Below are 14,271 nucleotides of genomic sequence, written 5' to 3'. Positions count from 1 at the left end.
CTTCGCTCATACTTTTGATGCTTGTCTTATGCAGTTTAACCCACGCTACTCTTCTCTCGATACAAAGCTTTTTCATCAACAGCAACCAAGCCCATTACGCGGTGCTAAAGCAGGTCATTTCAATGAAGCCTTAGCCGATGAATTACAATGGAGTGCAGAGGATAAAGCCAACTGGGTTGAGATTTGTAGTGGACAAAAAACCTTTGCTGAGTTTCCTCCTTTAGCTATGGTTTATGCAGGGCATCAATTCGGACAGTGGGCAGGTCAACTGGGTGATGGACGAGGATTGCTGATCGGACAAATCCTAGATCAGCATGGACAAACCATAGACCTTCATCTAAAAGGAGCAGGCTCTACGCCCTACTCTCGTATGGGGGATGGAAGAGCTGTATTACGTTCCGTGATTCGTGAATATCTTGCTGGACATGCGTTAAATGCACTTGGTGTCGCATCGAGTCATGCTGTGGGCTTCACCACCTCATCCCAAGGCGTACAACGTGAAACATTAGAACTCGGTGCAATGCTTTTACGTACATCTGACTGCCATATTCGTTTCGGTCATTTCGAGTGGATTAACCAATATGCACCAGTACTTTTAGCTGATTTCACGCAGAAGTGTATCGAATGGCACTATCCAGAATGCTTAGATGCAGATAATCCAATTCTTGCTTTTGCCCAGAAAGTGATTGAGCGTACCGCTATCATGATCGCAAAATGGCAACTGGTTGGTTTTGCGCATGGGGTGATGAATACCGATAATTTAAATATTACAGGTTCAACCTTAGATTTTGGTCCTTATGGATTTATGGAACGCTTCCGTCCAAACTGGATCAATAACCATTCAGACTATCAAGGTCGATACACCTACCAAAATCAGCCAAGCATTGGCCATTGGAATCTTTGGACTTGGTTAAATAATCTGATTCCTCTGGCAACACCTGAAAATAAAGAACAGTTCAAACTGGATTTAGCAAAATGTCTGGAACAATTTGAACCTATTTTCTTGGAGCATTACGGCCAAGGTTTATGTCAAAAGATGGGATTGCCTCATTTCCACAAAGATAGTCTGGATTGTAGTTTTGCATTCTTGAATATTCTTCAAACAGAACAACTCGACTACACTCAAAGTTTTATTCGCTTACAAAATCAGGAATATAAAATACTACGCGATGATTGTTTGGATTTACGTCAATTTGATGCCTTCCTCCAACAATATCAAGAGATACGTAAACATCAGGATATCGACGCATTAGATCACGCTATGCAACAAGCAAATCCACACTATGTATTACGCAATCATATGGCGCAAAAAGCCATCGAACTTGCACAGCGTGGAGATTTTAGCGAAGTTGATCGTTTGTTTAAGTTACTGAATCTACCTTATAGCAAACAACCTGATCTAGAAACGGCTGAAGATATTACTCCTTTGCCGAGTGACGTCCCTGAAATTTCTGTCAGTTGTTCGTCCTAAAGGATCAATATACAAAAGGAATAAAAACAATGAAACCTTGGATAGCGATATGTACCAGTATCATTATTTTGCTGATTGGGATAGGGCTATATGTTTACAGAGCCTATATTCCAAGCACAATGATGCCGACAGACTCTGTCATGCCACAATCATTATCCGACGAGGAAATCATATACATTAGAGACAACACCCCGATTACCAAGATTGAAGTGTTTAAGCATCAACGGATCTTACAACTCAAGCATCACAACGAGATTATTCGTGAGTATCCAATGCGCTTAGGGTTTAATCCTTTGGGTCATAAACAATTCGAGGGGGATGGAAAAACACCTGAAGGGACATATAGCATCGACTGGCGCAATCCCAATAGCGCCTATTATAAATCGTTGCATATTTCCTATCCAAATGAACAAGATGCCGCTTATGCTAAACAACAAGGACGATCAGCAGGTGGAGATATTATGATTCATGGTAGTGTGCCAAAGGAATATCTTAATTTACCAACCAGTATGACTTATTTCCCTCAGGGAGATTGGACACTTGGTTGTATTGCGGTTAGAAATATTGATATGGATGAAATCTGGCAATTGGTGGATAACAATACTCAAATCGTAATCCACCCATAATCCTCTAAATGACCCCAAATAACTGTAGATATAAGCAGCACAAAGCTCAGAAAAATATCCACATTTTCTGTGGATAAACTTGTGGTTATCCACAGGATAAGAGCATTAGAATAAATGAGCACTATTTAGATACTCAAAACAAATTAAGATAGTTATCCATCCTCTCTTTTAGGAAATGAGTAGCTATGACAAAATAAGCAAAATATAAATGAGATCTTAAAAATGTATCGGACAACATTAATAAAAACAATTTTTGCGTGTGTCTTTTTAAGTTTTAGTTGTTCTTCATTCGCCGCCCCATTGTCAATCTCAAATGAAGATACCCAAGTAATTTCTAGATCCGCTCTAGGCGCTTGGGTACTAAAACAAGACTTAAAACAACCTCGCATGAACTGTGCGATTCGATTTATACCCTTACAGGATTCAGAGACTAGTTTTTCCATTTTCGGGCCAACCAAACAATCGTCGAGTGCGACCATTTTGTTTCAAGGAAAAAATATCCCAACAGCCCGCTCCCCTCAAGATGCACGTGTTGAACTGGTACAAAAAAAATTAGCCTCAACGCCACTTAAAGCTCAAATTTTACCGAGTCAAAATACAGGAATACTTGCAGTCAGTACCGGAGACATTCATCAAACCCTAAAATCCATGCGTGATGCTGAACACGATCTACAATTGCGCCTCAATCATGCAACCATTTTCAGCTTAGATTATGACGGTCTTGCTCTAGCGCGTAATGCCATGCTGGATTGTATTGCAGGTAAAACAGTCAAAACCAAAACATTGAAACAGGCTACAGCTGAAATTCGACCATTGGGTAACTCAACTATTACTGGACAAGCTTTTTACAAAGGTGCAATTCTTGCGAAAAAGCAATACCCGCCAAAAGGAAGTCAAGCAGTTGGATTAATCTGGATGACAGATGAGTTTAAAGCATGGTACGAACAAGTTAAGCGCAACCAAAAGATCCCTGAGCAAATTCCTGAAAACATTCTTAAACATTTTATGTCTACACGTATTTTAGATGATCAAGGACATTTTAAATTCACTAATCTACCCGCAGGTGAATACATCCTCGTTGCAAATTTTTCTTATGAAAAAAGTGTTAGCCGTACTGAAGTTGTAGGAAGAACCGATGTCTATGTAGGCAATCAACATATTGGTTCAAATGATCAGATTGCTCACTGGAGCTATGTGATTAAAGAAGGTACTTCCTTTGAAAAACCCGTAACCATTCCAAAAGATGGTGATACTGTAAATATAATTTTAGACAAATCCCAAATCATGTGTTTCTTGGTTTGTTTCTAAGTTTATATGTTGATTAAGCTTGCCTTATTAAGACTCTAAGGCAAGCTTTTAGATTATTCAGGATATTCAAAACGATAACCTACACCATACACCGCTTGAATCCATTCATGGCGATTGCCTGTGTCCGCAGCTTCTGAGATCTTACGACGCAGGTTTTTTATATGACTATCAATCACGCGATCTGCCACATCAAAACTGTCAGGATTGATATGATCTAATAATTGTGCACGTGAATAGACCTGCCCTAAGTGCTCTAAGAACAACTCCAGTAAACGAAACTCTGTTGGTGTCAAAGTCAGTGCTTTTTGTTGATACCAAATACGTTGCTGAGCCTTATCGATGCGGAATAAATCATTTTGCTCTGGTTCGGCCTTACGCTCTAAACGACGGAGTACCGCTTGTACTCTCGCAACTAATTCTTTCGGGCTAAATGGCTTACAAATATAGTCGTCAGCACCCATGTTCAAACCCAAAACACGATCAATTTCTTCAGTTCGTGCGGTTACCATAATAATCGGTAAATCTGACTGCTCGCGCACTTTACGGCAAATAGTCAAACCATCCATACGTGGCACCATGAGATCCAAGATCATCAAACTTGGTTTGCGTTGCTGAAATTGGGTATAAGCATCTTGACCATCATGAAACATGCTCACTTCAAAACCAGCAGCTTCTAAATAGTCACGAACGAGCTGAGCCAGTTCAACCTCATCTTCCACCAACATTATATGTTTCATGATTTTCATCCTATTTTACGATCCTCAAACCGAGGACTACGACGTTATTTAATTTGTTTTGGGAACGTGAGTACACAGCGTAATCCACCTAATGGGGAATGCTCGAACGTCAGTGCACCACCTAATGCTTGTGCGAGTTTAGTCGAGAGTGCCAAGCCTAAACCTGTACCGCCTGTACTGCGTGTACGTGAATCATCAACCCGATAGAATCGCTCACCAAGACGTGCCAATTGCTCATCACTCACCCCCAAAGGACTATCATCCACATACAATATCCATTGTTGCTGATCTTGTTGAGTGTGAATCTGTATTTTTCCGCCTTTTTCGGTATAACGCACACAGTTTCCTAATAAATTCACGATAATCTGTTTAAAACGATCACGATCTAAGGACAACAATGCCCCCTCACCTAATAATTCAACCTCGAGCTGATGTTGCTCAAAAGTCGATTTAAAATTTTCCACTTCTTGTAGTACGACATCCCAAGGATTGACTTCAGCAAAATAACATTTCAGTTGTTGTGCTTCCGCCTGCGCTAAATCTGCTAGGTCCTGAGTTAGTTTCTTTAAACTGGATACTTGACGCATCATTGCCTCAAGATGTTCTGGTGTCGCTTTTCGAATTCCATCCTGCATTGCCTCAATTTGCGCTTGCAATACGGCCAATGGTGTTTTTAACTCATGTGAAGTATCCGCCACCCATTGACGGCGAGATTGCTCATGCTGATGTAAAATATCGGCTAAATGATTCAATTGATTCGATAGATCACCGAGTTCATCGTTTCGCTTGATCAGCACCTGATGCTGATAATTACCTCTGGTCAACTCTAAAGTTGCCTTAAGCAAGCGCTGAATTGGCTTTTTAAAATAGGTTGCCATTAACAATGCAGCCACCAGACTCGATAATACAGTCAGCACATAAACCAAAAATAAATAACGCTTTTGGTTACTAAAGAAATTGATACTAGAAGCATCATCCTGATCTAAAACAGGTTTCAGACCGAGATAACCCACTACCTTTTCATCTACAATGATAGGGCGATACGACAACTGATCCGATGATGGTTCACCCACAATGAATTGTTGATTTTCATTGTATAACGATAGACGAGAGCTTAATCCTAAACGATCAGGTATTGATACAAAACGCTTTTTCGCTTGCGTATTTACATTAGCACTGTTGGTTTTGCTTTCTTGTTCGTCCTCCGAGCCTTCTTTTTTCAAACGAAATTGGCTTGGACTGAGTGGAAAACGCAACCCCTCAAAAGGTTGATATTCTGATGGTAAATTCTGTTTTAAAACCTGTAATTCTTCTTCATTAAAGATCTGACGACTTCTGATCTCGGCATTATTTTGCGTCAACGTTGGTGAAAGGTTTAACAATGTGTGTTCATTAAAATAACGTTGTTGTAAAGCAATATCATATTGTCTACGCAACCACCACTGTGAAAGACGATCATAATCATCAGGTGCGGCGGTTCCTTCAATTTGTAAAATTTGTGCCTGAATCGCATTGCCCCAGTCATGATATATTCTATAAACGTTACCAAGATTGGCAATCAAACGATCCAACTTCTGCATTTCCACGTCAGCAACATAACGTGCAAAGTTTTTTTGCATCGTCCAATGCAACACGCCTAAGCTAATCGTTGCGATCAGCAAGGTCGTGAGTAACACTGTGAGAAATAAGCGCAAAGCGATCGGAACACGACGAACATTCAAAATTTAAGTCTCAATATTGTTCTACTTATGAATTGTACCCAACATGCTTCAAAAAAACTCTCCATTGTTTCTTCATCTTTATTATCTAATCTTTATCCATCAAATCACAATCAATGATATAGGATATAGCGATGAACAAAACTAGACTCGTTATGATGACGGCACTACTTGGTTCTGCGATGGGTTTAGCAGCTTGCCAATCAACAACAGCACAAAAACCGTCAATAGAAGCAGAGCAGCGTCATGCTCACCAAAAACGTGAACTTACACCAGAACAACGTGCTGAGTGGCAAGCCAAACGTGAACAACGCTTAGAACATCGTGAACAAATGCGAGCGAAACACAAAGCGGAACGAGCAAAAGTAGAACAAGCTTGCCAAGGGAAAAAAATTGGTGAGCGTGTCAATGTTCAGTTGAATAATCGTGTAATCGAAGGAACATGTGAAGTACGCTTTACGCCTGATAAATCACAATTTAAACGACAAAGTAATGCAACAACTTAATTCAAATCACCGTTGATACAGGCGCATTGAAGCGCCTTTTTTAGTGGTGTAATTTAGTATAAAAATCACATTTTTACTGCTTTACACAGCTGCTTACGATTTTAGCGATCGAATTTGAGTAAAAACCTCAAAAAACACATACAATCTCAGTGCTTAAACAGGCTACATAACAATCTTTGACTTAGCAGTCACTAAGAAATGACCTGTAATAGCTTGTACCGAACTATAACTTGTTGCACGATTAGCGGTACAAAATGGTGCCATTGGGCACATTTATCATTGACTAAGATTATAACTCTGGTTTCACCAGTATTGAGGAACCCGCTATGCCACAATACAAAGCACCCTTACGTGATATGCAGTTCGTATTGCACGAATTATTAAATGCTGAAGCACATTACGCAAAACTGCCTGCATTTCAAGGCACCGTAAGCCGTGAATTGGTTGATCAATATTTAGAAGCAGCGGCTGATTTCTGTGAGAATGAGCTTTCTCCATTAAACCAAGTTGGCGACCGTGAAGGTTGTACTTGGAATGACGGTGTTGTGACTACGCCTACAGGTTTTAAAGAAGCGTATCAAAAATATATCGAACTCGGTTTCCCATCACTTTCTGCAGATGAAGAATTTGGCGGACAAGCATTACCAAACTCTTTAGGGATCACAATCTCTGAAATGGTAGGTACAGCAAACTGGTCTTGGGGTATGTACCCTGGTCTTTCTCACGGTGCTGTACGTACTTTAGAACACCATGGTTCTGACGAGCAAAAAGCAACTTACTTACCAAACCTTGTTTCAGGTGTTTGGACAGGTACGATGTGTTTGACTGAATCTCATGCAGGTTCAGACCTTGGTATTATCCGTACCAAAGCAGAACCAAATGATGATGGTAGCTACGCAATCTCTGGCGAGAAAATCTTTATCTCTGCTGGTGAACATGACATGGCTGACAATATCATCCATATCGTTCTTGCACGTTTACCAGGTGCTCCGAAAGGCACTAAAGGTATTTCATTATTCATCGTACCAAAATTCAACTTAAATGCAGACGGTTCTATTGGTGAACGTAATGCGGTTCGTTGTGGTTCGATTGAACACAAAATGGGGATCCATGGTAACGCAACTTGTGTAATCAACTTTGATAAAGCAAAAGGTTACTTAATCGGACCTGAAAACCGTGGCTTAAACTGCATGTTCACATTTATGAACACTGCACGTATCGGTACTGCGGTTCAAGGTTTATCTGCTTCTGAATCTTCTTTCCAAGGCGCTTTGGCTTATGCGAAAGATCGCTTAGCAATGCGTTCACTTTCTGGTCCTAAAGCACCTGAAAAAGAAGCAGATCCAATCATTGTTCATCCAGCTGTTCGCAACATGCTTTTAACTCAAAAGTCATTTGCTGAGGGTGGTCGTGCGTTGGTTTACCTATTAGCTCAATATGCTGATATCGTTGAAAAAGGCGAAACAGAAGAAGAGCGTAAGTTTGCTGACAACATCTTATCGTTGTTAACACCAATTGCTAAAGCATTCTTAACTGAAACTGGTTCTGAATCTGCGAAGCACGGTGTACAAGTCTTTGGTGGTCACGGTTTCATTTCTGAACACGGTATGGAGCAAATCGTACGTGATACACGTATCGCTTGCCTATACGAAGGAACAACCGAGATTCAAGCGCTTGACTTGTTAGGTCGTAAAGTATTGCAAACTCAAGGTGCAATGCTAAAAGATTTCACCAAGATCATCCATAAATTTGTTGAAGCAAACAAAGACAATGCAGCAATGCAAGAGTTCGTTGCGCCATTGGCTGCTGCTAACAAAGAATGGGGCGACATCACCATGCAAATCGGTATGCGCGCAATGCAAAATCCTGATGAAGTAGGTGCAGCTGCGGTTGATTACCTATACTTTGCTGGCTATGTAACGCTTGCGTACTTATGGGCACGTATGGCACTTGTCGCACAAGAGAAATTGGCTGAAGGCACAACTGATGTAGACTTCTACAATGCGAAAATTACCACTGCACGTTTCTACTTCAAGAAGATCTTGCCACGTATTCGCTCTCACGTAGACGTTCTTTCAACAGGTGTTGAGCCATTGTTTGAACTTGATGCGGAACACTTCGCGTTCTAATCATAGATTAGAATGAGATGCAACGTTCATCACAAAAAAAGGACTGGTCAGTTTTGACCGTCCTTTTTTTGTTTAATCAATGCTAAATTTACCTTATTCATTTATTTGTTCGTTTTATTTGATCACTTTGCACATGACCTGTGCGTAGAAGGGAACGATTATGCCAATTTACAATGCTCCTTTAGCAGACATGAAATTCATCTTAAATGATGTATTTAAAGCAGAACAATTTTGGCAGTCTAATGAGAAACTTGCTCATGTAGATGCTGCAACCGCAGAAGCAATTTTAGAAGAAATGGCAAAATTTGCCCAAAACGTTACTCACCCACTGAACCGTACAGGCGATGAAGAAGGCGCGCGTTGGGAAAATGGTGATGTATTTACACCTGCTGGTTTTAAAGAAGCTTTCCGTCAATATGCTGACGGCGGCTGGATCGGTTTAGGTGCAGATGAGGAATGGGGCGGTCAGGCTATGCCGAAAATGCTCACCGTTCTTTCTGATGAAATGTTATTCGCAACCAACCCATCATTCATGCTCTACCCGCTTCTTTCTGTGGGTGCTGGTATGGCATTAAATAGCTATGCATCACAAGCGCAAAAAGAAACCTATTTACCTAAAATCTACTCTGGTGAATGGTCAGGTACCATGTGCTTAACTGAGCCACATGCAGGCACAGATTTAGGGATTATCAAAACTAAAGCTGAGCGCAACGAAGACGGTACTTATAATATTACTGGTACTAAAATCTTCATCACTGGCGGTGACAACGACCTAGCTGAAAACATCATTCACTTGGTACTTGCAAAAACCCCTGATGCGCCAGCTGGCTCTCGCGGTATTTCTTTATTCATCGTACCAAAATTCCTTGTAAATGAGGATGGTTCTTTAGGTGAACGCAATCCAGTGGGTCCTGGTTCAATCGAACATAAGATGGGGATCAAAGCCTCTGCAACTTGTGTCATGAACTTTGACGGTGCAAAAGGCTACCTCGTTGGTAAAGAAAACGAAGGTCTTGCTGCGATGTTCGTGATGATGAACTACGAACGTTTATCGATGGGTATCCAAGGTCTTGGTGCTTCTGAATTTGCTTACCAAAATGCAGCACAATATGCGACTGATCGTCTACAAGGTCGTAGCGCAGCTGGCGTTCAATCACCAAACAAACCTGCTGACAGCATATTAGTCCATGGTGATGTACGTCGTATGTTGCTCAATGTACGCGCCAACAATGAAGCATCTCGTGCATTTGCAGTCTACGTTGGTCAGCAACTTGACATCACTAAATTCTCGACTGATCCAGAAGCAGTGAAAAAAGCCAATGATCGCGTTGCGCTGTTAACCCCAATCGCAAAAGCGTACCTCACAGATACTGCATTCCAAGCAACCTTAGATGCACAAATGGTCTTTGGTGGTCACGGTTATATCCGTGAATGGGGCATGGAACAATGTATTCGTGATCTTCGTATTGCTCAAATCTACGAAGGCACCAACGGTGTTCAGTCTCAGGATTTAATTGGTCGTAAAGTGATTAAAAATGGCGGTGCATTCATCGCTGAATACATCACTGAAATCCGTGACTTTGCCAATACATTAGACGCAGATTTGAACTTCATCAAAGATGCAACTTTAGATGCAGCGACAGAAATTGAAGCGGTCACTCAGTTTATCATTGAACAAGCTGCTGAAAATGTAGAGTTCCCGAACTCAGCTGCGGTTGATTATTTACATGCTGTAGGCTTACTCAGCTTTGCCTATATGTTCGCAAAAATCGCTGCTGCTGCGAAAGACAAGTCTGGTGATTTCTACCAAAGCAAGCTTGCTTTAGCTCAATATTTCGTAACACGTATTTTACCTGAACTAGAATCACGTATTAAGAAAGTTGAAGCTGGTTCTGACTTAATCATGAGCTTTAGTGAAGATTACTTCACTAATCAAGCCTAATTAAAGCAAACTAAAAACGCCTGAAAATTCAGGCGTTTTTTTTCATCAAATTTTATAAAACAGCATAGAAATTGCATAACAGACTTATCATCGCGCTGAGAGTCACTATTGCAATGCCTACTCAAAAAGATAAAAAACTGGAAAATTTACAACGCTTGTCTGATCGTTTTGGTCATTATGCGGTTGAGGCTTTTCATTATATTGCCTTATTCATCATTGGCTGCATGATCGCATGGTCAGCCGTGCATACTGTGATTGAGATGCTCACCATCAAACAATATGCAAGCATCGATGACATTCTTCTACTATTTATTTATCTTGAACTGGGAGCAATGGTTGGCATTTACTTCAAAACCAATCATATGCCTGTCCGCTTTTTAATTTATATTGCCATTACAGCCCTGACTCGCTTATTGATTGCCGACATTCAGCACCATCATAAGGCATCCATGGATCTTGTGATTATTACTGGTTCGATTCTAATCCTAGCTTTTGCAATTCTCGTAGTTCGTTTTGCATCATGGCACTACCCATCAGTACTTCGCGGTAAAGATCAAGAACATACTGTGTCCGCCAATAAAATCCCGAAACCCCAAGATGACGAATTAGCATAAAAAAAAGCAGGCCACAGCCTGCTTGAATTTTGTCTCTAGTTTATGCGACACGATACACGCGGTATTTAGAATCAACTAAGATATAACGACCTTGTATCTTCATCCATTGATAACCACGTGGTGGCTGATATAAACGATGTTGACGATAATTAGAGATCACATAACGGCTATTGCGGAACTGAGAAGGTACACGTTCACCACGTTTAAATGTAATACGTTGTCCATAATGATTCCCACGATCCGCATTTGACCAATGTGGTGGCTTACGTTGGTCTTTACGATGGTCATAACGGTCGTAACGATGGTCATAACGATCTCTATGATCATGTTTCCATTGGTTTGACGGCTCTGCTACAGCACATGCAGACATGCCTAGCATTATTGTTGAAACTAGTAGTGCTAATGTCTTTTTCATTCTTTGATCCTCTGCTCTTTGATCTGAAATCAGGTTAAAAGAAACTCTGGGAGAAACCATGAACAAAAGCTTGGACATTGCAAAACTTTGTAATCATTTCCAAGAAATTATGGAGACTGATTGAAGCTGTCTATTATTGATACACTAAGCATATCAACGGATAATTTCAATGGTGTAATTATCATCCGTCACCAAAAAGTAACGACCATCGACCACAACCCAATGGCGGCCTCGTGGTGGTTCACGTAATGAATAATATCCCCAATCTCGCACCACATAACGTTCATTTCTAAACTCAGCAGGTAATGCATTTCCAACAACAAACGATTCACGGCGATAGCGATATTCTGTTTGTGTATCAGGATAATATTCTATTCGTACTCGAGGTTGTGGATAGCGCGGATATGGATGGCTATTTTGATAAGGTTGATAGTAATAGCCTTTAGGTGGAGCAGTTGGCGTATAGCGCTGATTAGAAAATGCAAAAGGATCTTGCGCAGGTTGCTGATAAGAAGGTGTAGTTTGATGATAAGACCGACGTTCTACACCACTATAACCACCCCATGCATTATCAGCATAAGTCATCGCTGAAAAGCAGCCCAGCAAACCGATCATACCATGTCGATAATATTTTGATTGCAGCATTGCCCTATCCTCATAAGGACTATCATTACAATATTTTAGAACAAAAAATCTACAGAGACTGTTACATTGTTTGCCATTTCAATTTGATTTAGGATGAAATAAGGAGACACTTTTTAGCTGACTTTTAGAATGTGCTAGAATCTATTTTTGAGTTTTGAGTCAATAGCTGTGTCGGAAATGAACTTTGATCGTCTCTATCAATTTTTTTGTAAAGTTCCTAGCGTTCAAGAATCACGTATTGTTGCGCATGGCTCAGATGGTCAACATGCATGGTGGTTTAAATTCAATATCGATGTAGAACATCCACTCGCATGGCAAACCGTTCAGGAACTCGGACATGTATTGAACTATTTATCGACCAACGAGCGTTTACCTACCCAATTTTTCCCAGTCTCTCCCCCACCGTATATGAATGGTGAGCCAAAAGACTTTTTGGCTTGGGTAATTCAATGCAATCATCCTGAGTTTAATCCAGACGTGATTTGTGATTGGTTAGAAGCACGTTTACCCAATCCAGTAGACGAAGTAGGACAATGGAAAATTCAAACAGACCTAAGCGAATTAGAGCAACTTGCAGATAAAGATTTGGATCAGTTGATCCCGCCGAGTGCCTAAAGAAATATCACCCCCTCTTATCAAAAGAGGGGTTATAAGCATTAAAAAGTCGATAAACCTGACCACTCCATAAAGCGATACAACCAGTATTTTCCTTTCGATTCATCCGCATACTTTACATAATCAACCGTGATTTGACGTGCATTCTGATTCTCCCACGATGAATCAAAATACTGCTGAGCATCTTTAAACACTGGCGCTTGTGTAGAACCAAACACTCGCATATTGGTTTCGAGATTATAATTTTTTAGATTACGTGCGGTTAAGTTAGCAGAACCCAAAATCAACTCGGCATGTTGTTTATCGTATTTTAATAACATTTTACTATGACACTGCTCGCCACGGGTATCACACCAACGTATTGGAATGCCTGCAGCATTCAATTCAGAAGCGACTTGTCGATTAGGCATGCCATTCTTCTGACGTCCGAAAGCATCTTTATTGGGATCAAGAATAATCCTAATCTTTGCGCCCCGTTGTTGTGCCTGTTTCAACGCATTGATAATTTTTCTTTCAGACAGATAAAACATTGCAACATCTAAATATTCATCTTTCTCAGTACCTTCAATCATTTTCAGAACAGCTGTGTAAATTGCTTTTTCAGTCAGTACTTGAACTTGAGGGAGACTTTTATCTTCAGTTAGGCCGCCCATAATCACGATCGGGCTTCCCCCTTGTGACATCTGTGCAACCGTTTGCTCTGTTTGCAGCATATCTATTGCTGTTGCGCCGTCTACGACTAGTGCAACATTACTATGACGCGAACTGCCATCATGTGGATTTGCCGAAGTGACCAAGCTTTTCCAACCTGAATCTGTATCCACAACCAAGGTTTTACGATGATTGGCCTTAAAATTAAACAGCGATAAATAACTACGCAAAGTTATTTTTTGCTCACCGAATGGATTGTTTAACCATCCTCGATTTGGGTTATTCCCTAAGTCCTGACAACAGATATACCAAAATCCAGACCATAATGGATTTGAGGCGCGCAAGGGTTTCAAGTCTGTTTCAATGACTTGAATACCTGCTTGGCGTAATTGAGCATAATGTGTTGGAGCAATCCCACCATAAACCGAGTTAATTGGATCCGTGATCAGCACCACCTGTATTTGTGGGTTTTCTTGTCGTTTGGCAACCAACGCATCTGTTAATTGTTGCATTAATGGGCGCTGCTGGACTTTTGACTTTCCGACTTCCTGATTAAAAAGAAACATATCCAGCACAATGGTGGTTTTAGCCTCGTTAATCAGTTGCAACATTTCATCAAAAATGTGTTGATCAACCTGTTGCTGTCCTTGTGTATCTAGATAGGTTTGATCCGCTAAAAATTTCACATTGGCATGGCGAATTTGTCCAGTAAAATCCAATCCTTTCGGAAGTGGTTTTACTGTGTGGTAAATTGCAGAAGCAAGATACCCGATCACCAAAATACTTAATATGACTGCCATGTAACGCCGACCTGACCAGTTTAATTTTTGATGGATTCGTTGGAAGATACGCATATAAAAAGAAAAAGCCCTAGCCTAATGAATTAAGGCTAGA

General features: G+C 40.7%; 13 protein-coding genes. 8 read left to right on the top strand and 5 right to left on the bottom strand.

Features of this window, described 5'->3' with window-relative positions; translation table 11 throughout:
* Positions 1–28 precede the first annotated feature (28 nt).
* From AAC851_RS12080 to AAC851_RS12070, 3 genes are all read left to right on the top strand, one after another.
* A complete protein-coding gene (locus tag AAC851_RS12080; protein ID WP_340600903.1) occupies positions 29–1,471 on the top strand; it encodes a protein adenylyltransferase SelO in 1,443 nt (480 codons plus the stop codon).
* A gap of 29 nt (positions 1,472–1,500) precedes the next feature.
* On the top strand, positions 1,501–2,097 hold the full coding sequence (locus tag AAC851_RS12075; RefSeq protein WP_340600902.1) for a L,D-transpeptidase family protein: 597 nt from the start codon (positions 1,501–1,503) through the stop codon (positions 2,095–2,097).
* A gap of 222 nt (positions 2,098–2,319) precedes the next feature.
* Positions 2,320–3,405 carry a hypothetical protein gene (locus AAC851_RS12070; RefSeq protein ID WP_004640749.1) on the top strand — a complete coding sequence of 362 codons (1,086 nt, stop codon included), beginning with the start codon at positions 2,320–2,322 and terminating at the stop codon, positions 3,403–3,405.
* A gap of 53 nt (positions 3,406–3,458) precedes the next feature.
* Here the strand turns inward: AAC851_RS12070 and AAC851_RS12065 are convergent, their stop codons facing one another.
* Entirely contained in the window at positions 3,459–4,142 is a 684-nt protein-coding gene (locus AAC851_RS12065) for a response regulator (RefSeq protein WP_005083316.1), read from the bottom strand.
* A 44-nt stretch (positions 4,143–4,186) separates the two neighbouring features.
* Positions 4,187–5,863 (bottom strand): sensor histidine kinase efflux regulator BaeS, encoded by a 1,677-nt coding sequence (gene baeS / locus AAC851_RS12060; RefSeq protein ID WP_075314835.1) that lies wholly within the window; start codon positions 5,861–5,863, stop codon positions 4,187–4,189.
* A 131-nt stretch (positions 5,864–5,994) separates the two neighbouring features.
* Between baeS and AAC851_RS12055 the strand changes: the two genes are divergently transcribed.
* The 4 genes from AAC851_RS12055 to AAC851_RS12040 all read left to right on the top strand — a co-directional run bounded on the left by AAC851_RS12055 (position 5,995) and on the right by AAC851_RS12040 (position 11,051).
* Positions 5,995–6,366, top strand: coding sequence for a heavy-metal resistance (locus tag AAC851_RS12055; RefSeq protein WP_075314833.1), 372 nt, complete (start codon positions 5,995–5,997; stop codon positions 6,364–6,366).
* A 326-nt stretch (positions 6,367–6,692) separates the two neighbouring features.
* Positions 6,693–8,495, top strand: a complete 1,803-nt coding sequence (locus tag AAC851_RS12050; protein ID WP_005089176.1) for an acyl-CoA dehydrogenase C-terminal domain-containing protein — start codon at positions 6,693–6,695, stop codon at positions 8,493–8,495.
* Positions 8,496–8,655: 160 nt separating this feature from the next.
* Entirely contained in the window at positions 8,656–10,437 is a 1,782-nt protein-coding gene (locus AAC851_RS12045) for an acyl-CoA dehydrogenase C-terminal domain-containing protein (RefSeq protein ID WP_161984492.1), read from the top strand.
* Between the two features lie 113 nt (positions 10,438–10,550).
* The gene (locus AAC851_RS12040; RefSeq protein WP_008942362.1) at positions 10,551–11,051 is read left to right on the top strand and encodes a phosphate-starvation-inducible protein PsiE; all 501 of its coding nucleotides are present in this window, start codon (positions 10,551–10,553) and stop codon (positions 11,049–11,051) included.
* A gap of 40 nt (positions 11,052–11,091) precedes the next feature.
* Here AAC851_RS12040 and AAC851_RS12035 read toward each other — a convergent pair whose 3' ends face one another.
* Positions 11,092–11,466: an RcnB family protein gene (locus AAC851_RS12035; protein WP_005089172.1), complete on the bottom strand. Its 375-nt coding sequence runs from the start codon at positions 11,464–11,466 to the stop codon at positions 11,092–11,094.
* A 153-nt stretch (positions 11,467–11,619) separates the two neighbouring features.
* On the bottom strand, positions 11,620–12,111 hold the full coding sequence (locus AAC851_RS12030; protein ID WP_075314831.1) for an RcnB family protein: 492 nt from the start codon (positions 12,109–12,111) through the stop codon (positions 11,620–11,622).
* A 168-nt stretch (positions 12,112–12,279) separates the two neighbouring features.
* On the opposite strand from AAC851_RS12030, the gene AAC851_RS12025 reads away from it, so the two are divergent.
* Positions 12,280–12,726, top strand: a complete 447-nt coding sequence (locus AAC851_RS12025; protein ID WP_171065834.1) for a hypothetical protein — start codon at positions 12,280–12,282, stop codon at positions 12,724–12,726.
* Positions 12,727–12,767: 41 nt separating this feature from the next.
* On the opposite strand, the gene AAC851_RS12020 is transcribed toward AAC851_RS12025, so the two are convergent.
* A complete protein-coding gene (locus AAC851_RS12020; RefSeq protein ID WP_051063683.1) occupies positions 12,768–14,231 on the bottom strand; it encodes a phospholipase D family protein in 1,464 nt (487 codons plus the stop codon).
* Positions 14,232–14,271 lie beyond the last annotated feature (40 nt).

The organism is Acinetobacter sp. HZNU-JH01 (assembly GCF_037996845.1).
In the GTDB taxonomy this organism is placed as follows: Bacteria; Pseudomonadota; Gammaproteobacteria; order Pseudomonadales; family Moraxellaceae; genus Acinetobacter; species Acinetobacter haemolyticus.
Note: the sequence above shows the minus strand (reverse complement) of the source record. Positions and strands in the feature narration are given on the sequence as shown.